The organism is Syntrophotaleaceae bacterium (assembly GCA_041390365.1).
Lineage (GTDB): Bacteria > Desulfobacterota > Desulfuromonadia > Desulfuromonadales > Syntrophotaleaceae > JAWKQB01.
In genome coordinates, this window is record JAWKQB010000002.1 from 226,949 (window position 1) to 252,723 (window position 25,775).

General features: G+C 58.6%; 23 protein-coding genes. 21 read left to right on the forward strand and 2 right to left on the reverse strand.

What is annotated here, in order from left to right:
• Window positions 1–65 precede the first annotated feature (65 nt).
• The 10 genes from obgE to R2940_08410 all read left to right on the forward strand — a co-directional run bounded on the left by obgE (window position 66) and on the right by R2940_08410 (window position 9,767).
• The gene (obgE, locus tag R2940_08365; protein MEZ4599788.1) at window positions 66–1,112 is read left to right on the forward strand and encodes a GTPase ObgE; all 1,047 of its coding nucleotides are present in this window, start codon (window positions 66–68) and stop codon (window positions 1,110–1,112) included.
• Window positions 1,113–1,255: 143 nt separating this feature from the next.
• Window positions 1,256–2,377: a glutamate 5-kinase gene (proB, locus tag R2940_08370; protein MEZ4599789.1), complete on the forward strand. Its 1,122-nt coding sequence runs from the start codon at window positions 1,256–1,258 to the stop codon at window positions 2,375–2,377.
• Window positions 2,378–2,423: 46 nt separating this feature from the next.
• Entirely contained in the window at window positions 2,424–3,680 is a 1,257-nt protein-coding gene (locus R2940_08375; protein ID MEZ4599790.1) for a glutamate-5-semialdehyde dehydrogenase, read from the forward strand.
• Window positions 3,681–3,701: 21 nt separating this feature from the next.
• Window positions 3,702–4,376: a nicotinate-nucleotide adenylyltransferase gene (gene nadD / locus R2940_08380; protein ID MEZ4599791.1), complete on the forward strand. Its 675-nt coding sequence runs from the start codon at window positions 3,702–3,704 to the stop codon at window positions 4,374–4,376.
• A 5-nt stretch (window positions 4,377–4,381) separates the two neighbouring features.
• A complete protein-coding gene (gene rsfS / locus R2940_08385; protein ID MEZ4599792.1) occupies window positions 4,382–4,762 on the forward strand; it encodes a ribosome silencing factor in 381 nt (126 codons plus the stop codon).
• Window positions 4,759–5,232 carry a 23S rRNA (pseudouridine(1915)-N(3))-methyltransferase RlmH gene (gene rlmH / locus R2940_08390; GenBank protein ID MEZ4599793.1) on the forward strand — a complete coding sequence of 158 codons (474 nt, stop codon included), beginning with the start codon at window positions 4,759–4,761 and terminating at the stop codon, window positions 5,230–5,232. Before rsfS ends, rlmH begins: the two co-directional genes overlap by 4 nt.
• Before the next feature lie 75 nt (window positions 5,233–5,307).
• Window positions 5,308–6,669, forward strand: coding sequence for a tetratricopeptide repeat protein (locus tag R2940_08395; GenBank protein MEZ4599794.1), 1,362 nt, complete (start codon window positions 5,308–5,310; stop codon window positions 6,667–6,669).
• On the forward strand, window positions 6,666–8,210 hold the full coding sequence (gene gpmI, locus R2940_08400) for a 2,3-bisphosphoglycerate-independent phosphoglycerate mutase (GenBank protein MEZ4599795.1): 1,545 nt from the start codon (window positions 6,666–6,668) through the stop codon (window positions 8,208–8,210). Before R2940_08395 ends, gpmI begins: the two co-directional genes overlap by 4 nt.
• Window positions 8,211–8,215: 5 nt before the next feature.
• The gene (locus tag R2940_08405; protein ID MEZ4599796.1) at window positions 8,216–8,956 is read left to right on the forward strand and encodes a ComF family protein; all 741 of its coding nucleotides are present in this window, start codon (window positions 8,216–8,218) and stop codon (window positions 8,954–8,956) included.
• Between the two features lie 151 nt (window positions 8,957–9,107).
• Window positions 9,108–9,767 (forward strand): endonuclease III domain-containing protein, encoded by a 660-nt coding sequence (locus R2940_08410; GenBank protein MEZ4599797.1) that lies wholly within the window; start codon window positions 9,108–9,110, stop codon window positions 9,765–9,767.
• A 15-nt stretch (window positions 9,768–9,782) separates the two neighbouring features.
• Here R2940_08410 and R2940_08415 read toward each other — a convergent pair whose 3' ends face one another.
• Window positions 9,783–10,187: a cytochrome c gene (locus tag R2940_08415; protein MEZ4599798.1), complete on the reverse strand. Its 405-nt coding sequence runs from the start codon at window positions 10,185–10,187 to the stop codon at window positions 9,783–9,785.
• A 268-nt stretch (window positions 10,188–10,455) separates the two neighbouring features.
• Between R2940_08415 and R2940_08420 the strand changes: the two genes are divergently transcribed.
• From R2940_08420 to R2940_08430, 3 genes are all read left to right on the forward strand, one after another.
• Window positions 10,456–12,567, forward strand: coding sequence for an EAL domain-containing protein (locus tag R2940_08420; protein ID MEZ4599799.1), 2,112 nt, complete (start codon window positions 10,456–10,458; stop codon window positions 12,565–12,567).
• Window positions 12,568–12,689: 122 nt separating this feature from the next.
• Window positions 12,690–13,835, forward strand: a complete 1,146-nt coding sequence (locus R2940_08425) for a hypothetical protein (protein MEZ4599800.1) — start codon at window positions 12,690–12,692, stop codon at window positions 13,833–13,835.
• 336 nt (window positions 13,836–14,171) lie between these two features.
• On the forward strand, window positions 14,172–14,885 hold the full coding sequence (locus tag R2940_08430; GenBank protein ID MEZ4599801.1) for a glutamine amidotransferase: 714 nt from the start codon (window positions 14,172–14,174) through the stop codon (window positions 14,883–14,885).
• 17 nt (window positions 14,886–14,902) lie between these two features.
• On the opposite strand, the gene R2940_08435 is transcribed toward R2940_08430, so the two are convergent.
• Complete coding sequence (locus R2940_08435) at window positions 14,903–15,580, reverse strand: Crp/Fnr family transcriptional regulator (GenBank protein MEZ4599802.1); 678 nt, start codon at window positions 15,578–15,580, stop codon at window positions 14,903–14,905.
• Window positions 15,581–15,793: 213 nt separating this feature from the next.
• Between R2940_08435 and R2940_08440 the strand changes: the two genes are divergently transcribed.
• The 8 genes from R2940_08440 to R2940_08475 all read left to right on the forward strand — a co-directional run bounded on the left by R2940_08440 (window position 15,794) and on the right by R2940_08475 (window position 25,616).
• On the forward strand, window positions 15,794–16,216 hold the full coding sequence (locus R2940_08440; GenBank protein ID MEZ4599803.1) for a MarR family transcriptional regulator: 423 nt from the start codon (window positions 15,794–15,796) through the stop codon (window positions 16,214–16,216).
• Between the two features lie 11 nt (window positions 16,217–16,227).
• Window positions 16,228–16,461, forward strand: coding sequence for a hypothetical protein (locus R2940_08445; protein ID MEZ4599804.1), 234 nt, complete (start codon window positions 16,228–16,230; stop codon window positions 16,459–16,461).
• A gap of 286 nt (window positions 16,462–16,747) precedes the next feature.
• Entirely contained in the window at window positions 16,748–18,076 is a 1,329-nt protein-coding gene (locus tag R2940_08450; protein ID MEZ4599805.1) for a GAF domain-containing protein, read from the forward strand.
• Window positions 18,031–18,582 carry a HAMP domain-containing sensor histidine kinase gene (locus R2940_08455; protein MEZ4599806.1) on the forward strand — a complete coding sequence of 184 codons (552 nt, stop codon included), beginning with the start codon at window positions 18,031–18,033 and terminating at the stop codon, window positions 18,580–18,582. The genes R2940_08450 and R2940_08455 overlap by 46 nt, the downstream gene beginning before the upstream one ends.
• Entirely contained in the window at window positions 18,579–20,000 is a 1,422-nt protein-coding gene (locus R2940_08460; GenBank protein MEZ4599807.1) for a sigma-54 dependent transcriptional regulator, read from the forward strand. The genes R2940_08455 and R2940_08460 overlap by 4 nt, the downstream gene beginning before the upstream one ends.
• A 271-nt stretch (window positions 20,001–20,271) precedes the next feature.
• The gene (locus R2940_08465; GenBank protein ID MEZ4599808.1) at window positions 20,272–20,688 is read left to right on the forward strand and encodes a hypothetical protein; all 417 of its coding nucleotides are present in this window, start codon (window positions 20,272–20,274) and stop codon (window positions 20,686–20,688) included.
• Between the two features lie 74 nt (window positions 20,689–20,762).
• Complete coding sequence (locus R2940_08470) at window positions 20,763–22,847, forward strand: methyl-accepting chemotaxis protein (protein MEZ4599809.1); 2,085 nt, start codon at window positions 20,763–20,765, stop codon at window positions 22,845–22,847.
• A gap of 120 nt (window positions 22,848–22,967) precedes the next feature.
• On the forward strand, window positions 22,968–25,616 hold the full coding sequence (locus tag R2940_08475) for an AMP-binding protein (GenBank protein ID MEZ4599810.1): 2,649 nt from the start codon (window positions 22,968–22,970) through the stop codon (window positions 25,614–25,616).
• Window positions 25,617–25,775 lie beyond the last annotated feature (159 nt).

The window sequence follows — 25,775 nt, forward strand, 5'->3', positions numbered from 1 at the left end:
GTGGGATTGTTGGTTATAAGTTCTATGGGACCCATGGGTCTCATGGGGCCTATGGAAAAGCAGTCATGCAATTCATCGACGAAGTCAAAATTCACGTCAAGGCCGGAGATGGCGGCCGCGGATGCCTGTCTTTCCGCAGGGAAAAATTCATTCCCAAAGGCGGCCCGGACGGCGGCGACGGCGGCAATGGTGGAGATGTCGTTTTCCGTGTGGACGAAGGCCTGGGGACGCTCCTCGACCTGCGCTACAAGGTTCATTACAAGGCCGAGCGCGGTGTTCACGGCATGGGCAAGAACCGCCACGGGAAAAACGGCCAGGACCTGGAGATCCGGGTTCCGCCCGGGGTGCTGGTCTATGACGGAGAGAGCGGAGAGCTGCTGGCTGATCTGAAGGAACGTGACGAGCGGTTCGTCGCGGCCAAAGGCGGCCTGGGGGGGCGGGGCAACGCCCGCTTCGCCACAAGCACCAATCGTGCTCCCCGGCATGTGCAGCCCGGTCTGCCCGGCGACGAACGCTGGCTGCGCCTGGAGCTGAAGCTGCTGGCCGACGTCGGCCTGGTCGGCATGCCCAACGCCGGCAAGTCGACGCTGATCGCGGCAGTGTCCGCGGCCCGTCCCAAAATCGCCGACTATCCCTTCACCACCCTGGTTCCGAACCTGGGGGTGGTGCGCTACGGCAGTTTCCAGAGTTTCGTCATGGCCGACATCCCCGGGCTGATTGAAGGGGCCAGCGAAGGTCACGGCCTCGGCACCCGCTTCCTGCGCCACGTCGAACGGACCGATCTGTTCCTGCATCTGGTGGATCTGTCCGATCTGCAGCCGCTGGCCGCGGTGGAGCAGTTCGACGCCATCAACCAGGAGCTGGAGAAGTTCAATCCCCGGCTGCTGGAAAAACCCCAACTGGTGGTGCTGAGCAAGGCCGACATCACCGAGGTGCGGGACGGCATTCCGGAGGTTCGCAGGATCTTCGAACAGCGGGGCTACCGCACCCTGGCAATTTCCGCGGTGACAGGTGAAGGGATCGGCGATCTGGTCGCCACCGTCGGGGGGGAGCTGGAACGGTTGCGGCGCAAGGACGAGCCCGGCGTGGATGTAAATATCCCGGTAAAATGAAAAAACTCTGGCGGCGACCGGACTGACCCGACTGATCGGTCTCGGTCGCCGGTCCTGCTTGACAGCTGTTGGGGCCAAAGGTACAATCTGGCCGGTTTTTTTTTGAAATTACAGATAGTTATTCCCAAGTTCGGATCCGGGTCATGCGCAAAGAGCTTGTCTCTCAAATCAGGCGGGTGGTGGTCAAGGTCGGCAGCGGGGTTATTTTCGGCGGTAACGGCGTCGACGAGTCCGTTATCAAAGGTATCTCCACCGATATCTGCGAGCTGGTCAGGCAGGGCTACGAAGTGCTGCTGGTCACCAGCGGGGCCGTTGCCACCGGCAAGGGGGATCTTGGCATTGTGGGTCGGCCGCCGACAATTCCCCTCAAGCAGGCGGCTGCGGCCATAGGGCAAAGCAGGCTGATGCGCTATTACAAGGACGCTTTTCGGGAGCACAACCGCGTGGTCGCTCAGATTCTGCTGACCCGCGACGATCTGGCCAACCGGCGCCGGTTCCTGAACGCCCGCAATACCCTGATGACCCTGCTCGAATACGGCGTTACCCCCATCATCAACGAAAATGATACCGTTGTGGTGGACGAGATCCGTTTCGGCGACAACGACAATCTCTCGGCGCTGGTCACCAGCCTGGCCGAAGCCGACCTGCTGGTCATCCTGTCCGATGTCGACGGCCTGTTTGACAGCAATCCCAAAAAGAATTCCGCAGCCCGGCTGATTCCGCTGGTCGAGCAGATCACCTCCGAAATCGAAGCGATGGCCGGAGGAGCCGGGTCAGATGTCGGGACCGGAGGCATGTCCACCAAGATCGAGGCTGCCAAGAGAGCGACCCTCTATGGCGTCGGCACGGTGATCGTCAACGGCCGGCTTCCCGGCGTGCTGCCCAGGATATTGGCTGGGGAGGAGGTCGGCACCTGGTTCCGCGCCGTTCCCGACCGGCTTAAGGCTCGCAAGCACTGGATCGCCTTCACCAAAAAGACCCGCGGGGTGCTGTATGTCGACGACGGGGCGCGGCGGGCTCTGCTAGAAAAGGGGAAGAGCCTGCTGCCGAGGGGGGTGGCCAGGATCGAGGGGCCCTTCGACCGGGGGGATGCAGTGCGCATCTGCGATCTCGAGGGACATGAGCTGGCCAGGGGGGTCATCGGCTATTCGCGGCAGGAACTGGCACTGATCATCGGGCGCAAGTCCTCTGAAATCGAACAGGTCCTGGGCTATAAATATGGAGACGAAGTCGTGCACCGGGACAACCTGGTGCTGACGCAATAACGCCGGACCGATCCCTGACCGGCGATCAAGTTGCAAGGAGAAGACGATGAGCATTCGCGATCAGGTCGTGACTCTGGCCCGGGAAGCCAAGGACGCCACCCGGATTCTGGCCAACCTTTCTTCAAACGTGAAGAACGACATGCTGCGGCGCATGGCCGCCGGTCTGGAGACGGCAGTGCCCGCCCTGATCGAGGCCAACGAAAAGGACCTGCAGCGCGCCCGGGAAAAAGGGCTGTCTGTGGCGATGATCGACCGGCTGGTGCTGAACGAGGAGCGCATTAGGGCCATGGCTGGCGGGCTGCGGGAGGTGGCGGAACTGCCTGATCCGGTTGGCGAAATCACCGGCATGTGGCGGCGGCCCAGCGGCATTCAGGTCGGGCGCATGCGCATTCCCCTGGGAGTGATCGGTATCGTCTACGAATCGCGCCCCAACGTCACCGCCGATGCCGCCGCCCTCTGCCTGAAAAGCGGCAATGCGGTCATCCTGCGTGGCGGTTCCGAAGCGATCAACTCCAATCTTGCCATCGGCGCCGTTCTGAAAAAGGAGCTGCTGGCCCTCGGCCTGCCCTCCGGCTCCCTGCAGGTGGTGCCGACCACCGACCGGGAAGCGATCACCGAACTGCTCAAGCTCGAAGATTACATCGATCTGATCATCCCCCGCGGCGGCGAAGGGCTGATCCGCTTTGTCAGCGAAAACTCACGCATCCCGGTGATCAAGCATTACAAGGGGGTCTGTCACACCTTCGTCGACGCCAGCGCCGACTACGAAATGGCCGAAAGAATCTGCATCAACGCCAAGGTGCAGCGCCCGGGGGTCTGCAACGCCATGGAAACGCTGCTCATCCACAAGGATATCGCCGAGACCTTCGTGCCGTTCATCGCCGCCTCCCTCAAGGCGAAGGGGGTCGAGCTGCGCGGCTGCTCGGTGACCCGCGAATTCGCTCCGGAAGTCAAACCGGCTACCGACGAGGACTGGGAGGCCGAATATCTCGATCTGATCCTGGCGGTGCGGGTGGTGGACGATCTGGACCAGGCGATCGAGCACATCCGCCGCTACGGCTCGCTGCACACCGAGGTCATCATCACCCAGGACTACCCCAATTCGCAGCGCTTTCTGCGCGAGGTCAATTCCAGCGTGGTCATGGTCAACGCCTCCTCCCGCTTTTCCGACGGGCAGCAGTTCGGCCTGGGCGCGGAGATCGGCATCTCCACCACCAAACTGCACTCCTTCGGTCCCATGGGGCTGGAGGATCTGACCACCCGCAAGTTCGTCGTCCTTGGCGACGGCCAGATCCGGCAGTAGCGACGACGGCACGGAGCGGCCATGAAGACCGGCATTCTGGGAGGCACCTTCAATCCCATACACTTTGCGCATCTGCGTATCGCGGAAGAGGTGAGGGAGAAGTGCGACCTCGACCGGGTTCTGTTTCTGCCGGCCGCAACTCCGCCCCACAAGCCACTGGCCGACGATATCCCCTTTGCCGACCGCCTCGCCATGGCCGAACTGGCAGTGACGGGCAATCCGGCTTTCGCGGTCAGCGATCTGGAGGGGCGGCGTCCGGGAAAGAGCTATTCGGTCAAGACGCTCGAGCTGCTGCACCAGGCGGAGCCGGAGGATTCCTTTTACTTCATCATCGGCATGGATTCCTACCGCTCCATCGATACCTGGAAGGATTACCCGCGCCTGTTCGAGTTAACCAACCTGGTGGTATCCACCCGTCCGGGCAGTCCTGCCGGCGACCCACTGGAGCTGCTGCCCGTTGTCATACGGGGGGAGTTCTGCTACGATGAGCCCAACGTGCTGCGGCACCGCAGTGGCAATCGGGTGATCCTGTTGGAGGAAACCTTTCTCGATATCTCCTCCACCCATATCCGGCAGCTGGTCGCCGAGGGTCGCTCCATCCGCTATCTGCTGCCGGAAGCGGTTGAAGAATATATAAACCGATACGGTTTCTACCGCGACCGGGAGGTTGACGGGAAACCGCCGAAGAAAGGTTAGTCCTGTTGCAAACAAAACAACGCGCCCTGCTCTGTGCAGCCTACGCCCTGGAAAAGAAAGCGAGCAATGTGCGTCTGCTCGATGTCCGCGGCATCTCCTCCCTGACCGATTATCTGCTCATCGCTTCAGGCCGTTCCGACCGGCAGGTGCAGGCGGTGGCGGAATCGGTGCACCTGGGCCTGAAAAAGGAACACGCCACCCCGCCCCTGGCCATCGAGGGGATGAATGAAGGCCGCTGGATTCTCATCGATTACGGCGATGTGATGGTGCATGTGTTTCAGGACCCGGTCAGGGACTATTACGATCTGGACGGCCTCTGGAGCGAAGCCGCCGAGGTGGTCATCCCGGAAGAGTATCACTGGGAACATAAGGCCGCGAGGTCGTGAAAATCACCTTGATATGCGTCGGCCGCCTGTCCCAGACGTATCTGCGAGAGGGGGTGGAGGAATACGCGGCGCGTATCGAGCGATATCTGCCTTTCCGGGTGGTCGAGCTCAAGGAGGAGAAGTCGGGCGGCAAGGATTCCCCCCGGGTGGCCCTTGACCGCGAGGGTCGCCGGATCCTCGAGCGGGTTCCATCCGGTGCCTTTGTGATACTGCTGGATGAAAGGGGTGAATCCCTCACCTCTGAAGAGCTTGCGGCGGAATTGGGAAAGCACATGGTCGAGGGAACCGGCGATCTCGTTTTCGTCATTGGTGGTGCCTACGGAGTGAGCGGGGAGGTTAAACAGGCCGCCAACCGCCGGTTGTCGCTGTCGGCCATGACCTTCACCCACCAGATGGCCCGCCTTTTCCTGCTCGAACAGCTATACCGGGGCTTCAGCATTCTGCGCAACGAGCCTTACCATAACCGCTGAGGGGGTCGCGGCCGGTCCATTGGCATTTGCGGCGCCGCTTTTGTTATCGTCGGACAGCCGACCAAGGAGAAGATCATGGTCCTCATGGCATTCATACTCCTCATCATTCTCTTTCTTGCCTTTTTCATCTATTTTTCCTGGCTGAATCCGCACGAGGTGGCGGTCATTTTCACCCCCGAATTCCAGGTCTCGGCCAAGGTTCCTCTGGTCGTTATCAGCTGCATCCTGATCGGCCTGCTGATCGGCTATCTGACCAATCTCTATGGGTCCGCCACCTATATGATCCGGGATTGGCGCCGCAGCCGCAGCAACAAGAAACGTAATGAAGTCTTCTCTCTGCATCAGGAAGCCAGGGGCAGCCTTGCCGCAGGGGACTACCGTAAAGCCAGACGTCTGCTGCAGAAAGCCGTCACACTGGACAGCTCCCGGGTCGACGTACTGCTGACTTTTGCCGAACTTGCCCTGGCCGAGGGCAATCCGGGAGAAGCGATCAATCATATTCAGCGCGCCAGAAAACTGGATCCTCAGGACATAGCGGTCCTGTTCTGCCAGGCCAGGGCCAACCTCAAGGCCGGACAGAGGGAGGAGGCGGCCGCCGCCTATTCCCTGGTGCTCGAATTCGACGGCGACAGCCAGCAGGCGTTGCGGGAATTGCGCAGCATCTACATGGACCAGCATCGCTGGCGGGATGCACTGGAGCTGCAGAAACGCCTGGCCAAGAAAAACTCGAAAGATCTGCCTGCGGCGGAAAAAACCCTGCTGGAAGGGCTGCGTTTCGAAGTGGCCTGTGTGCTTCGGGATGAAGGGAAGCAGGAACAGGCCCTCAGTGATCTGCAATCCCTCGTCAAGAACTCTCCCGAATTCATGCCGGCCCGGGTCCTGCTGGGGGACATTTACCTGGGCATGGGGCGCAGTGAAGAGGCCGCGCGGATCTGGCAGGAAGGCTATATCCAGTCGGGGCGCAGCGTTTTTCTGTCCCGCCTGGAAGACTTGGCGATGGCTGAGGAAAATCCCACGGCCCTCCTCAATTTCTATCGCAACACAGTGGACACCCGGCCCGACGATCTGATTCTGAAGCTGTTCAACGGCAAGTTCTTTCTGCGCCTGGAGATGATCGAAGAGGCACTGGAGCAGTTTTCCGAAGTGGAAAAGACCGGTGCCGATTTCCCCTGGCTCCATCTGCTGCTGGCAGAGACTCATGTTCGGCGCCGGCGGCTTCACGACGCCATCGAGGAGTATCGGCAGGCCCTTGGCGGGAACGGCCGCTTCCGTCCGGGATACGTCTGCAGCGAATGCGGCGGTCATATGGGACAGTGGCAGGGACGCTGCGAGTCCTGTGGTTCCTGGGGCTCCCTGCAATTGACGGACTTTCATCTGATCAAGGGTGCGCCCGCCACCGAACTGCGGGAAATCCATCATGGAGAAAGGCAGGGATGATGACCCGCCCGAGACGCCCCCTGGTGCTGATGATTCTGGATGGCTGGGGGATCAACTCATCCTGCGAGGGAAACGCCGTCTGTTTGGCCCGTACACCCAGGCTGGACGAACTGTTCGAAAAATACCCCTCGACCCGCCTGGCAGTCAGTGGTCGAGATGTGGGCCTGCCGGATGGTCAGATGGGGAATTCGGAGGTCGGACATCTCAATATCGGGGCGGGCCGTATCGTCTACCAGGATCTGACCCGCATCAGCCGCAGTATCGAAACGGGCGATTTCTTCACCAATCCGGTGCTGACCGGCGCCATGTCCTCGATTCGAGCCGCCGCCGGCAAGCTTCACCTGATGGGTCTGCTCTCCGACGGGGGCGTTCATTCCCATATCAGCCACCTCTATGCACTGGTTGACCTGGCCCGCCGTGAAGGCATTCAGGAGATCTGCATTCACGCCTTTCTCGACGGACGGGACACCCCTCCGCAGAGCGGCGCCGGCTATCTTGCCGATCTGGAAAAAAATCTTGCGGCTATGGGAACCGGCCGGGTAGCCACGGTCATCGGCCGGTTCTATGCCATGGACAGGGACAACCGCTGGGATCGGGTCGAACAGGCTTACCAGGCCCTGACCGAAGGGGTGGGGTCGATCCGCGGGACAAGCGCCGAAGCCATTTCCCTGGCCTACGAAGCCGGGCAGACCGATGAATTCGTCGAACCCTGCATAATATCGGCAGGGGATCCCTCCGGAAGGGTCGATGACGGGGACGGCATCATTTTCTTCAATTTCCGGGCCGACCGGGCTCGGGAAATAACCCGAGCCTTCACCCAGAAGGATTTTTCCGGTTTCAGGCGTAACAAGGTGCCTGATCTGGCTGCCTACGTCTGTCTCACTGAATACGATGCCACCTTCGACCTGCCGGTCGCCTACCCACCGGAAAGCTACCGCAACATTCTGGGACAGGTGATTGCCGAAGCCGGTTTGCGGCAGCTGCGCATCGCCGAAACGGAAAAGTACGCCCACGTCACCTTTTTCTTTAACGGTGGGAGCGAAATCCCTTTCGCAGGAGAGGACCGCGTATTGATCCCATCCCCGCAGGAGGTCAAAACCTACGACCTGAAGCCGTCCATGAGTGCGCCGGAGGTGGCCGAGGAGATGGTGCAGCGCGTGGAATCGGGCCTATACGACCTGATCGTGCTCAATTTCGCCAATCCCGACATGGTCGGCCACAGCGGCAACCTCGGCGCTGCGGTGGCCGCCATGGAAGCGGTCGACAACTGTGTGGGAGGGGTCGTGGAAGCGGTTCTGGGGGCCGGCGGTGCCCTGCTGATAACGGCAGACCATGGCAACTGCGAACAGATGGTGGACAGTGCCGGCAGGCCCCATACCGCTCACACGGCCAATCCGGTGCCGCTGATCCTGGTCGATCCGGGGAGGACCGGCAGCCGCCTGCGGGAAGGCATTTTGGCCGATATCGCGCCAACCATTCTGGATCTGATGGGGCTGGCGCAACCGGCTGAGATGACCGGCCACAGCCTGCTGGATGCATAACCGGCGTGTCCCTGCTCCAAAATTTCCGCCGGGAGCTGTCCGGCCTGATCGACCTGCTGCTGCCCCCCGCCTGTCCCCTGTGTGGCGGACTGCTGAACCAGGGGGGACGGCAGAATTTCTGCACTGCCTGTATGCAGGGTATTCATCCGGTTTCCCCGCCTCACTGCCCCCGCTGCCTGTTGCCCTACCCTTCGCAAGAAGGGTCCGATCATCTCTGCCAGTCTTGCCTGCTGGATCCGCCATCTTTTGCAATGGTCAACAGCGTCGGGCTTTATGAAGACAGCCTGCGACAGGCGATCCACCGGTTCAAATACCGGGGCGTTTTTTCCCTCGATCGTCCCCTGGGCATCCTGCTCGCCGCGGCTTTGGAAAGCCTCGGCCCGGATCCTGCTCCCGACCTGCTGATTCCGGTGCCGCTCCATGCGTCCCGCCTGCGGCAGCGGGGATACAACCAGTCCCTGCTGCTGGCCAGAGTGCTGGGCCGGCGCTGGAAAAAGCCGGTGCCCACCCGGCTGTTGGTGCGGAAACGGCCGACCATGCCCCAGCAGGGCCTCAAAGCTGCCGATCGACTCCGGAACCTGAAAGGGGCGTTCGAAGTCCGCTTCCCCATCGATGGTCAGAGCGTGCTTCTGATCGACGATGTCATGACCACCGGCGCGACGGCCCGGGAATGCGCGCGAACCTTGCTCAAGGCGGGGGCCCGGGAGGTGTCGGTGGCGGTGCTGGGGCGGGCGCGGCTGCATTAAACCGGTCTAAAGTCAGTCCAAGGTCCCGGGTCTAAAGATAGTCCAAGGTCCCGAGTCCCGGGTCCGGGGTCCAAGTCAAAGGCGCAAAGGCGTACCAGGGACCGGACACCAGAAACCAGAAACCAGAGATCAGGGACCAGTAGTTCGACCAATGACCAATGACAGCCTGATCGAAATCTTCAACCGCCTTGCCGATCACTTCGGCCCCCTGCACTGGTGGCCGGCGGAAACACCCTTCGAGGTCGCGGTCGGGGCCATTCTCACTCAGAATACCAACTGGCGAAATGTGGAGATGGCTGTTGCGGCCCTTAAAAAGGCCGGAATATTGTCCGTCGCCGGTCTGCTCGAGGTCGAAAGACAGAGGCTCGAGGAACTGATCCGGTCAGCCGGATTTTTCCGACAGAAAGCCGAACGCCTGCAGCTTTTTGCCGCCTATCTGCAGAGGAATTACGGCGGGGATCTGACGGCCCTGCTGGAGGGGCCTCTGGCGGAGGTTCGCAGGGAGTTGCTGACGTTAAAGGGGGTGGGGCCGGAGACGGCCGATTCCATACTGCTTTATGCCGGGGAGAGGCCTTCCTTCGTTGTCGATGCCTACACGCGACGGCTTTTCAACCGGCTCGGTCTGCTGACAGGGGAAGAGAAGTATGAGGACATCCGTGCCCTGTTCATGGATTGTCTGCCCCACAGCTGCGAGCTCTTCAACGAATTCCATGCCCTGATTGTTGAGGAGTGCAAAAACTACTGCCGCGTCCAGCCTATCTGTGCTGCCTGCCCGCTGCAGTCGATCTGCGAGTATGACTCCAAATTGTGATTCCTCCATATGGCGTCAGGGTTTCGGTGGCTGTCTGCCGTCGTTATTCAAAAGAAAGATGTAGTCGGCGATGCGGTCTTTTTCCGCCGGAGTTCCTTTATAGTCGGGCATGGCCGGATTCAGCCGGTTGAGATAATCAAGAGCGGAGCGGATTTCGTCCCGCTCCCAGTCGGCGGTTTTATTCAGGACCAGCTCCCGAGTGTGGCAAAGTGTACAATTCTGCTCGAAAAGGATCCGGTCGGAATCAATGGAACGGTTTTCTGTGTGGGTCGTCCGGATGAAAAAGTCGGTCGAAGGGCGCATGGCGCGGGGGAGACAAAAACCCGGCCCGGGTGTCAGAGCCAGGACCAGAACAGGCAGGAAGGCCAGCCCGAGACGGCAAAGAACCCTATCTTTCCATTTCCTCCAAAGCGGGGTCATGATTAGCCGCGACAAATAAAAAATCCAGGAAACAAAACAGGGCCGGAACCTCCTCATATCACGGCCCGGCAATTTATTCAAGCTTGATGTTTTGGCGCCAAAGTCTTCTAATAGCTCTATGGGAAGGACCGGTACCGATTTCCCCTGGCCACTCAGAATGCGGCCGGCCAGCCCGAAAACTTGAAGTCCATGAAGGGTGCGGCAAGATAATAATATACGGCCGTCATGCGGAACGGTGTGCCGATTCACTCTGTTGCGAAAGGGTTCCATGAAGATTCCTCTGCGGTTGTTGATGGTGCAGGATCCGGGAGCCGATACAGGTTTGCTGGAGCGCCACCTCGAAGAAGGTGGTTACGATCTCGTTCTCCAGCGGGTCGATTCGGCCGAGGCCTTGCGCCAGGCCCTGAAGCAGGCCTGGGATCTTGTCATTTCCGAATACTTTCTTGAACATTTCTCCGCCCATGCGGCTTTGCGGATCCTGAAAGAGAGCGGGAACGATCTCCCGTTCATCGTCTTCACGGGAAGTATCGCCGAAGAGACGGCCGTGGAGATCATGCGGGAGGGCGCCCACGATTACGTGATGAAACACAATATGACCCGCTTGCTGCCGGTCATCGATCGGGAGCTGCGGGAGGCCGGGGAGCGCAGTCGACGCAGGCAGGCCGAAGAGGCCCTGCGGGCAAGTGAAAAGCGTTTTCGCTCGATCTTCCAGAACGCCGTCGCAGGTATGGCCGTTCTTTCTCTAGACGGCCGGTTTCTGCAGGTGAATCCGGCCCTCTGCCAGATGCTCAACTATTCGGAATCTGAACTTCTGGGATTGAATGCCCTGGATATTACCCATCCGGCGGATCTGGCCTTGACCCGGCGGATCCTGCACGAAGGGGACAAGTGCCAGAGGCAGTCAGCCGATTACGAAAAGCGGTTTATCCGACGGGACGGTGATACGCTCTGGGCGCATGTCTCCACCACCTGGCTGCAGGATACCGATGGCCGTCCCACCAACGCTGTCGTCCTGATCACGGACATCACACCACATCATCAGGCCAAGAGGGAAATCCGGCAGATGGCCTATTTCGACAACCTGACCGGACTGCCCAATCGGCAGCTGTTCGTCGATCGCTGTGAAAAGGCATTGAACCGCGCCCGTCGAAACAACAGCCAGGTCGGAGTTTTCATCGTCGATCTCGATCGTTTCAAAGGGATCAACGAAACCTTCAGCTATGCCATGGGGGACTATCTGCTCAATACGGTCAGCGAGAGACTGAATGCGTGCATGCGACGGGGGGACCACCTCGCGCGGCTGGGCAGCGATGAGTTCGCCGTTGTCAGTTCCGGAATGGAATCCCAGGAGGACTTCACCATCCTGGCCCAGAAAATCCTCAGCGCCCTGACCACTGCCTTCGTACTGGAAGGACAGGCGGTTTACTCCTCGGCATGCATCGGTATCGCCCTGTTTCCCATGGATGGCGCCGAGGTCGAAGTTCTGCTCAAAAACGCCGGGGCCGCCCTGAATCGGGCAAAGGAAGCGGGGGCGGGGAATTATCGCTACTATTCCATGGAAATGAACCAGATGGCCCGGGAACGCATGGCCATGGAAGCCAGCCTGAGCCGTGCCCTGGAAAAAGGGGAACTGCGGCTTTATTATCAACCCCAGGTGGATCTGGCATCGGGTGCGGTGGTCGCCATGGAAGCCCTGCTGCGCTGGGATTCCCCTGAATTCGGGAGTATTCCGCCAACCCAGTTCATTCCCCTCGCCGAGCAGACCGGACTGATCCAGCCGATTGGCGATTGGGTGCTCGAAACAGCCTTCAGTCAGGCCCGGGAGTGGCACCGCAGCGGTTTCGGAAACCTGCGCATGGCGGTCAATATTTCAGCCCGTCAGTTCAAGCATGCCGATTTTGTCGACCGCATCGACCAGGTGCTGCAGAAGTCGGGGATCGATCCCTCTCTGGTCGAGCTGGAGGTGACGGAAAGCATCGTCATGGAAAGATCGGAAGAGAATCTCATGACTCTCACCGATCTCAAATCACGGGGGATGAAGCTGGCTATCGATGATTTCGGCACCGGCTACAGCATGCTCAGCTACCTGAAATATTTTCCCATCGACCGCCTCAAGATCGACCGGGGTTTCGTCAGCGACATCAGCACCGATTCGGACGATGCCGCCATCACCGACGCCATCATCGCCATGGCCCACGGTCTTAGGGTCAAGGTTCTGGCCGAGGGGGTGGAGACCCGGGAACAGCTCGATTTTCTCAACCAGCGATGCTGCCAGGAAGGACAGGGTTTCTTTTTCTCCCAACCACTCACCGCCGATCAGGCTTCGGATTTCCTGAGAAACACCAACTGCCGCCACCGGCACACCAATCATACGGTGTGACTCCGGCGGCCTTCGGAAAAGACCTGTTCGATACCGATACCGATCAGATATGTTCCTGATTCCTTGCCTGCCCCTTCTGGAAGGATAAACTTCTTTGCAAGTACCGAATCAGGGGAGGAATTGTGGGGAGACATGCGTCAGGCCGTCGGTCGACACTACAGCGGGTTCTGCTGCTGCTTGTTCCGATCGTGATGACGGGCTGTGCTCCGGACCGCGGCTGGGAAGCGGCCCTGCTGCTGACCGACATCGCCGATGCCGGAAAACCGAGCCTGCTGAAGCGTTGGACCCCCGAACCCGAGCGGCGAGCGGTGAATTTCAAGGTTGGCGACAAAAGCTACCAGGGGGATCTGTATCTGCCCGCCGAAGAGATCAAGTCCGGGCTGCTGCTGGTTCCCGGAGCCGCCGAGGGAGGACGCGACGATCCGAGGCTGGTCGCCTTCGCCAGTTCCCTGGCAAGGGTGAATTTTGCCGTTCTCGTGCCGGAACTGACCGGTTTGAGGAAATTGCAGGTCGGACCGGAAAATATTGTCGAGGTCGCCGACGCCTTCTCCTGGCTGGCGTCCAATGCGGAACTGGCGCCTCAGGGCAGGGCGGGCATGGCCGCCCTGAGTTATGCCGTCGGCCCGGTCCTGATCGCCGCCCTGCAGGAGTCGGTGCGCGACCAGGTCCGGTTCGTTTTTGCCGTGGGTGGCTATTACGATCTCGAGGACACTCTGACCTTCTTTACCACCGGCTATTATCGTCATCAGGGCGAGTGGCATTACCTCGATCCCCTCGATTACGGCAAGTGGGCTTTTGTTGTCAACAATATCCATCGTCTGGAGGACGCACGGGATCGTCGGCTTTTCGAGCTCATGGCACGGCGCAAGCGGGAGGATCCCGACGCCCCGGTAGACGACCTGATCGCAAAACTCGGCCCGGATGGCAAGTCCCTGGTCGCCCTGGTGACGAACCGTGATCCCGGGCGGGTTCCGGACCTGCTGGCAGCACTTCCGGAGGAGATCCGCAAAGACATGGCGGCCCTGAATCCCTCGGCAAAAGACCTCTCCCGCCTCTCGGCCCACCTGATCCTGATCCATGGGTACGAGGATCAGATGATCCCTTTCACCCAGAGCCTGGCCCTCGCCGAAGTCCTCCCTCCCGCCCAGACCGAACTCTTTCTGGTCCATGGCCTGATGCATGTCGATATGGAGCCCGGACTGACCGACAGCTGGCATCTGTGGCGGGCGGTTCTGGCCCTGCTCCAGGCCCGGGACGGCATTTTTTGAAACAGGTTCCGGTCATGCATTTCGATGCTTTTTTCGCCAGCCTTTCTCCCTCGTGGACCGGGGTGGAGGGGATTTTTCGACGTTGTTTTCCGGGGGGGATACGGGACTGCAAATTGCAGTATAAAGTGCGGTATTCCACAACACGGCAAAGGGCATTTTTTACCACGAAGAACACGAAGAGCACGAATAAAGAAAAAAGTTATTTCAGGTTTTTATGCTCGGTCAAAATTTTTGCTATTCTTCGTGTCCTTCGTGCTCTTCGTGGTGCAGGGTTTGTGAATTCTGCTTCTTTTATTGGCAGAAACATCGAGAGAAATCGAACAGAAAGCTAACAAGATGGAAAAGAAGATAACCATTATAGAAGCGGGCCGGACTTTTGCCGACTTGGCGAAGAAAAAGGGGGATTTTGCCGACTGGGTTGCCGAGGGGATGGCCGTGCCCCGAGGACAGATCAGGGTGGTTCCGGCTTTTGAAGGGAGTGCACTTCCTGATCTGGCTGAGGTTTCCGCCGTTGTGGTGCCCGGTTCCCATGCCATGGTGACCGACCGGGCGCCCTGGAGCGAGTTTCTGGCCGGATGGCTGGCAAAGGCGGTTGAACAGGACCTGCCGGTCCTCGGCATCTGCTACGGCCACCAGCTTCTGGCCCATGCCCTGGGCGGGCAGGTCGGTTATCACCCGGGAGGAGGGGAATTCGGCAGCGTCTCCATCCGCCTCCTGCCTGGGGCTCAGGACGATCCGCTCTTCTCTGGAATGCCCCCGGTCTTTCCGGCCCAGGTTTTTCATCGGCAGTCGGTGCTGACCCTGCCCCCGGGCGCCCGACTGCTGGCGGCAAGTTCCGCCGACCCCCATCATGCCTTCGTTTGCGGCAGGCGGGCTTGGGGTGTGCAGTTTCATCCGGAATTCGATGCGGCCGTTACCGGAAATTACCTCGACATCGAAGGTGCCAGGCTGACAGAGAGAGGTTTCGACGTCCAAGCCCTGCGGGATTCAGTTTGCCCGACCTCGGAGGCTTGGAGCCTGCTGCGAAGATTTCGCCGGCTTATCGGGTAGCGCCGGCTCAATCTTTCTCAGGCCTCCGCCTCGGCGGTCAGCCGCATGAATTCGGGCAGCAGCTGAATGGATTTGCCGCTGGCGCGGATCAGTTTCTCCTCGGACAGCTTTTTCAACAGACGGGAAAAGGTTTCCGGCGTAGTGCCCAGCAACAGGGCAATTTCACGTTTCGGAGCGGGGAGAAAGACCACGCCAGTACGGTGGGTCTCGTCGAGGATGCGCAGGTAGCGGACGAAACGCTCCTGCACATCGGCAATGGCCAGCTGCTCCACCCGGTTCAAAAGATAGCTGATGCGTTGTGACAGCTTGCCGATCAGCGCCATAGCCAGTCCCGGCGATTGCTGAATGCGTTCGAACAGCCTGTGCACGTCGATGAGCAGCAGCTCGCAGTCCTCCAGCGCCACGGCGTTGACAGGATAGCGGTTGCCCAGGTCGAGCAGGATCTCCGCGAAAAATTCTCCAGGCTGGATGAAGCGAATGACCGCTTCCTTGCCTTCCTCGTTGGCCCGGTAAAGCTTGACTTTCCCCTTCACCAGAAAATGAACGGCGCTCCCCTGCTCCCCCTCCAGGAAAAGCACCTCTTTCTTGTTGCGCTTCTGGGACACGCTGATGCCGTCAATCAGCTCATACAGATCTTCACTGGTTCTGCCGAAAAATCGTTTCAGAAACAATTCAATAGCCTGCCTGCGCTCCATGCTGCTTCCTTTCGCCAAGCTCGGTGCCTGCAAACAAATTCAACTCACTGTAACTTCCCCCGCCCTCTGAATGCCGGGCAAGGTTTTCAAGGACTCAGCTTATCGGAGATCCGATTCTCCTGACAAGGCTTTTCAATTACAGCTTGACAATTCCAGCCATCCGGTAAATAGTCAGTATGCTTATTATCTGTATGCTTTCGAGAAAGGGTTCCGATGATCGACTTCGATATTGAGAAAAGCGTCGGATTCCGCTTGGCAAAGGCCCATCAGCGGCTGTTTCACCGCCTTCATGAAGAACTCAGACCTTACGGGATCACGGCCAAGCAGTTGGCTCTATTGGCCTTTCTGTGGAAAGAGGACGGTCTGTCCCAGGCCGAACTGGCGGAAAGGATGGAGAGCGACCGGACGACGATCGGCGGCATGGTGGATCGGCTGGAGAAGATCGGCCTGCTGCGGCGGGAGCCATGTCCCGGGGACCGGCGAGCCTATCAGCTCTATCTGAGCGACCGGGGCCGGGACCTGGAGCCTGAACTTACCGTTTTGGTCCGAAAAGTCCGGGAAGAGCTGTTTCGCCGTTTTTCGGCGGATGAATACTTGGAACTCTGCCGGCTCCTGGACAAACTTCGCCACGAATGAGAGGAGGAACCATGGACAGTGCACGCTTCAAACATCTTCAGCACCTGATCGGCTATGACAATGAGCAGATGGCAAGGATGTTGCGGGTCGATCCGGACGTGGTGACGGATTTTCGCTCCGGAGTTCGCACCCTGCCCGACGGACTGGCCGCTGAACTCGAGCTCTTCGTCGACTGGGCCAGCGAGGTGGGGGATACGGCCGTCAAGAAAGATCTGGCCAGAAAGCATCTGAAATCCGATGGATGAGCGCGGCAGGGGCGCTTAGACGAGTTAGCAGGAGATTTTTGAATTTCGAAAATTTAATCTTTTTCTGTTTGCGTTAGCATCCGATAAAGAATAGATTTATTGTCTGATTCTGCCTGCCGACTCCGAAGTCTTGATCCCTCCGGGGCCACTGATGCCGATACATTCAAGATGCCGCCATAGGAGCATGTCTTTTCGGAAAAACCTCGTTTTCTGTTGTCTCTTCCTGCTCCTCGCCCTTGTCGAACCTGTCGCAGCCCAAGATTTCTCAGACCTGCCCGAGGGGACGGTGTCTTGTGGTTTATTCTTCCTGCTGGGGCTCTCCCTGGGCTTTCTGGTGCTTGGGAAACCGATTTTTCTTTTCCGCTCCAACGCCCATTCCCGTCCGTCGGAGGAGGTTTCAACGGCCGGGAAGCTGGCAAAACCGATGCGGATGGAAGGCTGCCACCATCTCGATGAGGCACGCCTGGAAGCCCTGGTTGCGCTGAACCATATGGCCTCCGAGCCGCTGGAAAACATCCTCCATTTCATCGTAGCTTCGGCGTGCACCCTCAGTAGCAGCGACAAGGGATATCTGGCCCTGGTCGATGAAACCGATGGAACCTTCACCAAGTTCGGCTGGATCAACCGACCCTTTTTTCAGGAATGTGCCCTGCAGGGAGCAGCCTCAAGCCACTCTGTCGAGGCTGCCGGTCATTGGGCCCAGTCGGCGCGTTCGGGGAAGCCAATCATCATGAACGACTATGGAAGTGTCCAGGGCCGCGGAGAACGTCTTCCCCAGGGCCACGTTTCCATAACGCGCTTCATGAGCGTCCCGCTGCTTGATCAGGACAAGGTATTCGCCGTGCTTGGAGTCTGCAACAAGCCCGGACCTTACGACCAGGCCGACATTCGGCAGCTGACCCTGCTGGGGCAGTGGCTTCTGCGGCTGCTGGAAGGGAAGCGGGTCGTAAGGGAATTGAGCGAAAGTCGGCAGGAATACATAAGTCTGTACCAGCAGTTTCAGATCCTTCTGGACGGGATTCCGGACTGTCTGTTTCTGCTCGAGTCCGATATGAAAATCGTCTGGGGAAACAAGGCGGCCGCCAGTCTCATGGGTTTGGATGGGAGTGAGCTCCAGGGGAAGACCTGTTTCTGCCTGTTGGCCAAGCGATCGGACATCTGTTCCGACTGCCCGGTAGCGCAATGCTTCACCAGCGGCCGGACCGAAGAAGGACTGTTTACTGCGGAACAGGGTAGAATTTTTGGAATAAAGGCTTTCCCTCTAAAAAAGCCCGACGGAGCGGTCGAGAATGTGATCACGTTGGCCTCGGATATAACCGAAAAAATGCGTTTTCGGCGAGAGGCGGAACAGGCCGGCCGCTTGGCTTCGCTGGGACAGCTGGCTGCCGGCGTAGCTCACGAAATCAACAATCCCAACGGAGTTCTGTCGCTCAATACGAAAATTCTTGCGGATTTTTTTCCGAAATTCTGCCCGATCTGTCCCGGTGCCTCCAGGAGCGCGGTATCGAGAGTGTGGGCGGTCTCGATGTTCCGGCATTGGAAATGGAAATTCCCCAGATATTGGCAGACATGGGGGACAGCTGCAGGCGAATCAGCCGCATTGTCAATGATCTGAAGGATTTCGTGCGCACCGACTCGGAGCATACCTATGAGCTTGTCGACCTGAACCAGGTTGCGTCCACCACCGTCCGTCTCACATTCAGTCTGGTCAAAAAGTCCACAGTGCATTTCCGGTTCGATCCCGCCCCATCGCTGCCGCCGATCAAAGGAAATTTTCAGCAGTTGGAGCAGGTGATCATCAATCTCATCGTCAATGCCTGCCAGGCACTGCAGAAAAAGAGTCAGGGGATCCTTCTGAAAACGCACTATGATGAAAAAAACCGGTGTTGCGTTGTGGAGGTTTCCGATCAGGGCGAGGGGATCGATCCCCATCTGCTGCCCCATATCACCGAACCTTTTTTCACCACCAAACGGCACAAGGGCGGAACCGGGCTTGGTCTTTCCGTGTCATCACGCATCGCGGCCGAGCATGGCGGAAAGCTCGTTTTTTCTTCCAAGCCGCAAGAGGGGACCACTGTCCGCTTGGTTTTGCCGGCAGTCAATGAAGGGAAAACGCCATGAACCCGATGCAGTATCCGGAAGAGCCGGTACTCCTGGTGGATGACGAACCGGCCTGGTTGCGCAGCCTCTCCTTTACCCTGAAAAAGGAGGCCGGCATCAGAAACGTCATCCGCTGCGATGACAGCCTCAAGGTGAAGGAGCTCCTTTCCACTCTGAAATTCAGCCTGGTGCTGATCGATCTGAACATGCCCGGCCTTTCGGGTGAGGAGCTGCTGGGAATGATCGTCAGGGACCATCCCGAGGTTCCTGTCATCGTTGTCAGCGGCGTCAACCAGGTGGAGACGGCGGTTCGTTGCATGCGTCATGGAGCCCGGGACTATTTCATCAAATCCGAGGAGATCGAGCGGCTGATCGCCAGCATTCATCGCAACCTGGAGTTCCGGTCATTGCAGCAGGAAAATACACGCCTCAAGGAACGGGTTCTGCAGGATCGGCTGGAGAATCCCGGGGCCTTTGAATCCATCATTACCGGCAGCCGGAAGATGCGGGCCGTGTTCAAATACATGGAGGCGGTGGCACCGAGCCCGGAACCCCTGCTGATTACCGGGGAAAGCGGTGTGGGAAAAGAATTGATCGCCAGGGCGATGCATGACCTGCGCGGGGGGAACGGTCCCTGGGTCGCTGTCAACGTGGCCGGATTGGACGACAACATCTTCAGCGACACCCTTTTTGGACATGCGAAGGGAGCCTTTACCGGTGCCGATCAGGTTCGTAGCGGAATGATCGCTCAGGCTGCCGTGGGCACCCTGTTCCTGGATGAAATCGGCGATCTGAGCTCTGTCTCCCAGATCAAGCTGCTGCGGCTGCTGCAGGAGAAGGAGTTCTTTCCCCTCGGCAGCGATCGCCCTCTCAAATTGCAGGCGCGCATCGTCGTCGGTACCAACGTCGATCTCCTCGAAAAGCTGGATGCGGGTGCCTTTCGAAAGGATCTCTACTTCCGGCTCTGTGCTCATCATATCCATGTCCCGCCTCTGCGTGAGCGTCCAGAAGATCTTCCCCTGCTGCTTCATCATTTCATCAGGGAAGCTGCCAGGGCTCTCGGCAAAAAGAGGCCTACCCCTCCCAGGGAACTGCCGAATCTTCTGTCCACCTACTCTTTCCCTGGCAACATCCGTGAATTGAGGGCCATGGTGTTCGATGCCGTTTCCCTTAATGATTCGGGTATCCTGTCCATGGAGCCTTTTAAAAAAGCCCTTTTGTCGGCGCATGGCGGCAGCACTCCCAGGAGCGGCGACCACCGCATGCTGGAGAAGAAAATAGTACGCTTTTCTGAACAATTGCCGACTATGGGAGAATGCATCGATTCTCTGATCGAGGAGGCCATGAAACGGGCGCAGGGCAATCAGACCTTGGCGGCCGGAATGCTCGGCATCTCCAGACAGGCTCTGGGAAAGCGCCTGAAAAAACAGTTCGACTGATAGCCATTTTCATTAAAACCTGCGTCAGTCCGGTTGCAGATCCATTCTTCTGATTCTGTCGTAACTTCCTGTTTTAAATCAGGATTTTATATTTTTCCCGGTACCCCGCAACTCAGGTTGCGGGGTTTTTCATTTTGCCTTTTTCGTTTTTTCTGAAAATACCTAATAAAACCGATAGTTTAAATAAACTTGAGAACTGGCATTCCGTTTGCTGAACCTGGTTGAATGAATCTGTCGTTCCTGTTGCCGTTTTAAGGATAGATGAGGGACTGTGAAAAAAATCCTTCTGGTCGGTAATGCTCCCTTTTTTCGCGATCTGGTCAGTTTTCTGCTCCGATTGGCCGGATTTGATCCGGTTCTGGCACGGGATCTGGAAGAGGCAATCAATCTGATTGAAATCAAGCGGTCGATCCAGTCTTCCTTCGACCTTCTGATTGTTGCACAGAACGACATCGATTATGGAATTTGCCTTTATGAAAACTTTTTCAACCGCTGCACCGATACCCTGAAAATCCTGGTTATCGCCAAAGGCAGCGGGTCACTATCCACCGGAAGTTGCGCAGATCCATTTTTTGCTTCTGAAAACGTGCATTTCTGTCAGGTTGAAAATCTGGTTTGTGAAACCAGGAAAATTCTCGATAAAAACGCAATCAATGACGATCATCCTGGAAATATTGAGGTTCAGTGAATTGATTCAGGGTGAGCTTTTAAGGCACTGATGATTTTAAGACTCATGACTATGGAGGCACTCTAGTGATCAAAATGAAATTGCGCGGACGGTTTCTGGTTCCAACATTGGCCGTGATTGTCGTCGGTATGTTAATTTCAACGATCCTTTCCTACAGGGCATCGAACAAGGCCATCCAAGCCGCAATGACTAACCAGGCGGAGCAGATCGCCGCCAGCATCAGCGGCCAGATCGAGGGATGGATCGAAGATCTGCAGACGGACCTGGGGGCCTTGAAACTGCAGATTGAAAGGCCTCTGGTCGCGGCGCTGGTGGATCAGGACGAACAGGGGCGGCAGGACAGCAACAAGGGGCTGCGTGACTTTTCCGACAAATACGGGTGCTATGAATTTCTGGCCTTGGCCAATATCGCCGGTCAGACGATCGCCGCCTCCGATCCTGCTCTGGTGGGGCAATTGCAAATCGGTGACCGTGATTATTTCAAAAAGGCTCTGACCGATCGGCTGGCGGTTTCGGACGTTCTGGCCAGCAAAGTGACCGGCAGGCCGATCTGTGTGCTGGCCTTGCCCGTCTCGGTGGGAGGCAGAGTGGAAGGCGTGCTGATCAGCGCAGTAGATCTCAACAGTTTTTCCTCCCGGGTTATCGATCCGGTCAAGGTGGGCAATGAGGGTTACGCCTATCTCATGGCTCAAAGTGGCCTGCTTGCAGCCCATCCCGACAAGTCAGCGATTCTTTCCACCAATCTTCGGGATCTCGAATTCGGGCAGAAAATATCGAGTGAGAAGAACGGCCTGATGGTCTACACCTTCCAGGGGATCGAAAAACTGGTGGCTTTCCGGACCGATCCGCTGACCGGCTGGACCGTCGGCGTCGGCGCAACCACCAAGGATATCTTTTCCGCTGCCAGGAAGATTCGCAACGAGAATATGGTCGTGACCCTCATCATCCTGCTGGCTGCAGCCCTGGTGATCATGCTGGTGGTCAATCCCATTGTCGGAAGCCTGAAAAGCGGCGTGGAGTTTGCCGAAACCATTCAGGCCGGTGATCTGTCAAGGCGGCTGAATCTCGGTCGCGGGGACGAAATCGGGCAGTTGGCCAACGCCCTTGATGCCATGGCCGAAGGGCTTCAACAGAAGGCATATGTGGCCGAGACCATAGCCGGGGGCGATCTGACCGCCGAGGTGGACGTTGCCTCGGAAAAGGACCAGTTGGGTCGAGCCCTGCGCACCATGATCACCAGTCTCAGAGAACTGATTGGACAGATCCAGAGATCAGGGGAGAATATCGCCTCCGGTTCCGTTCAGGTTGCCGATTCCAGCCAGAGTCTCTCCCAGGGAGCGACCGAATCAGCGGCATCCCTGGAGGAGATCTCCGCCTCCATGACCGAACTCGCTTCCCAGACCAGGTTCAATTCTGAAAACGCCGCCCAGGCCAATCAACTGGTGAGCAATGCAAAAAGAGCCGCCGAACAGGGCAACAGGCAGATGCAGCAGATGGTGGCCGCCATGGGAGAGATCAATGAGGCCGGGCAGAACATTTCCAAGATCATTCGGGTCATCGACGAGATCGCCTTTCAGACCAATCTTCTGGCGCTGAATGCGGCGGTGGAAGCCGCCCGGGCAGGACAGCACGGCAAAGGTTTCGCCGTGGTTGCGGAGGAGGTGCGAAATCTGGCGGCGCGCAGCGCCAAAGCCGCCAAGGAGACCGAAGAGCTGATTGAGGGCTCAGTCAAAAAGGCTCAGGGGGGCGCCGAAATTGCCGATTCCACTGCCGCATCGCTGCAGCAGATTGTGCAGGAGATTGCCAAGGTGACAGACCTGGTCGGAGAGATCGCAGCGGCGTCCAGCGAACAGTCGGAGGGGATCGGTCAGATCAACGTCGGACTTGACCAGATCGATCAGGTTACCCAGCGCAACACCTCCAATGCCGAAGAAGGAGCCGCCGCCGCCGAGGAACTCGCCACCCAGGCCGCAGAAATGCGCAAGATGCTCGCCCGGTTCAAATTGGCGTCCTCCGCCTCCATGCCTGTGGCCGAGGTTGGATGGGCAAAGCCTGTCCGGCAGGAAAAGACGCTTGAAAATACCGTCGCAATGCTGCCGAAGCCGGTACGAACCACCCCGAAAATCGTGTTGGACAGCAGCGAGTACGGAAGGTATTGAGGGAGGGCAAAACCGGGGGGGCAAACGGGGCTAATCGCCAGGTTGAGGAAGAGGGATAATCCGATAGAGTTGTCACAGGAAAAAACCTGTGCCGACCCGCAACCTGGCTGTTTGGATCCCATGATAAACCTCAATACCTTGCATGACCTCTGGGAAATGATGGCCGGCTACCAGGAACAGCCGGCCGTTATTTCCCTGACTCCAAAAGGGATGGAAACCCTGACCTTCGCAGCCCTCCTCCATCGAAGCGAAGAGGCGGGTGCGCATCTCAGCGGCGGAGGACTTGACGCCGGTCAGCGGGCTGTGCTCTGGGGGCCGGGTTCCGCCGACTGGATCATCGCCTGCCTGGGAATTCTGAGGGCCGGCGGCGTGGTCGTGCCGCTCGACGTGCAGCTCGGAAAGGAGGCTTTGGAACGTATCCTGGCGGATTGCGATCCCAGCTTCATCCTGACCAGCGAATCCCAGCAGGAGCGGCTTCGGGAACTGCGCCGCAATCTTCCCGAGGTCCTGCTTTACGACCGCTCTGAAGGCGATTCCTCCATCCGATCACTGCCTCTCAGTCAAAGGGCACTCTCCCCGGATCCCAGGAAGCCCGAGTCCGTCGCCGTCATTTTCTATACCTCCGGTACTACCGGGCCTCCCAAAGGGGTGCCGCTCAGCCACGCCAACCTGGTGACCCAGATCGAGCAGATCATGGCCACCGATCTGCTCCGTGCCGGCGATCGCCTGCTCCTCCCCCTGCCTCAGCATCATGTGTATCCTTTCGCCCTCGGTACCCTAGTGCCGCTGGCGTCAGGAGTTCCGATCATTTTCCCCCAATCCCTGACCGGTCCCCAGGTTCTGCGGGCCCTGAAACAGGGGGAAGCCACCGTCATCGCCGGGGTGCCCCGGCTCTACCGGGCCCTTTTCGAAGCCGTTGAGGGCCGCTTTGCCAGGCTGGGTCCCTCGGGCAGAAGAGTTTTTCGGGGACTTCTCGCCGCAGGAAAGTGGCCGGGTCTCAGAGGAACCAGAGGGTGGCGCATGCTGCTGACCCCCCTGCACAGGCGGATCGGGCCGAAACTGCGTCTCCTCGCCTGCGGCGGTTCCCCTCTGGATCCTTCCTTGACCCGTGATCTTGAAGCCCTCGGCTGGGATATCGCCATCGGCTACGGTCTGACCGAAACCTCCCCGCTGCTGACCATAAATACTCCAGGCTCCCGGCGGCCGGAGTCGGTTGGCAAGTCCCTGCCGGGGGTAGAGATCAGGCTGACTGATGTCGGCAAGGGTGAGTCCGGCCGCGAGGTCCAGGTCAAAGGCAGCAATATCTTTGCCGGCTACTGGAATCTGCCGGAAGAAACAGAAAAGGTATTTACACGGGATGGCTGGTTTCGTACCGGCGACCTGGGGCGATTCGACGATGACGGGTACCTGATCCTGATGGGACGAGCATCCACCCTCATCGTGACGGAAAGCGGCAAGAACGTGCGGCCGGAAGAGGTCGAAGAGGATTACGAGAAAAGCCCGGCAATCCGGGAAATCGGCATATTCGAACGGAAGGGTCGCCTGGCGGCGCTGATTGTGCCAGAGGATATGGAAGGGGGCGAACAGGCCGTCCGGAAGGCGCTCGACGAGCGGGGCGAAGGGATGCCCACCCACCATCGTCTGGCCGAGTTTGCCTTGACCAGGACGGCTCTGCCCCGCACCCGCCTGGGGAAGATACGGCGACATCTGCTGGCAGACCTGTACCAGGAGGTCAGGGAAGGAAAGCAGGCCGAGCGGGAAGAGCCGATGCCGCTCGAAGAGATGTCGGGAGAGGACCGCACCCTGCTGCAGAGCGGCGCGGCGCGGGACGCCTGGCAGCTTTTGGCCGATCGATTCCCAAATCAGGGTCTGACCCCGGACAGCCACCTGCAACAGGATCTCGGCATCGACTCTCTGGAATGGTTGTCGTTGACCGTTGAAATCAACGGACGGACCGGCGTTGAGCTGAGCGAGGACACCATCTCCCGTCTGCGCACCGTGCGTGATCTGCTGCAGCAGATGGCGGAGAGGGAATCAGAGGGGAGAAAGGAGGTGATTGCCGGGGATTATCTGGAAAATCCGGAAGAGGTTTTGACGGCAGCTCAACTGCAGTGGTTGACACCTCTGCCGCAGCCGATGCTGTGGATCTCCGATCTGCTGTTTGCCCTCAACCGATGCCTTATGCGACTCTACTTTCGACTGCAGGTGGAAGGGCGAGAAAATTTGCCGGACAAGGGTCCACTGGTGCTTGCGCCCAACCATCTGAGCAGTCTCGATCCGCTGATAATTGCCGCCGCCCTGGATCGAAAGCATCTGCACGAGACCTACTGGGCGGGCTGGGCGGGCATCATGTTTCATAATGCCGTGGCCCGTTCCATCAGCAGGCTGGGACGCGCTTTTCCCGTCGATCCCCAACGGGCCGTCGTGTCCAGCCTGGCCTTTGGTGCCCTGGTGCTGCGCCGGCGCCGGACCCTGGTCTGGTTTCCCGAAGGGGAACGTTCCCGGACCGGCGAAATGCAGTCTTTCCGCCCGGGACTGGGACTTCTGCTCCGGCACTATCCCGTGCCGGTCCTGCCGACCCTGATCAGGGGCAGCTACAAAGCCCTTCCCCGCGGAACATGGATTCCCCGGCGAAAGCCGTTACGTCTGGTCTTCGGCAAAACCTGTGATGTAAACCAATTGATGGAGGAGAGCGAGGGGAAAACCGAGCCTGAACGCCTGGTTCGTTCCCTGCAAAAGCGGGTTAACGCGCTTGAAGGCAATAATTGAGAAATATGATAAAAAAAGATTAAAAAACTTGCCCTAACTTAAAATAGCCGCTATTTTTATGCGAATGCCAGTTGCCTCATACTATTAATGGCATGTATTCTTTTGCGGGCCTACATTTCCTGCAATTCTCCTTTTACCCCAATCCTTAGGTACCTCCGA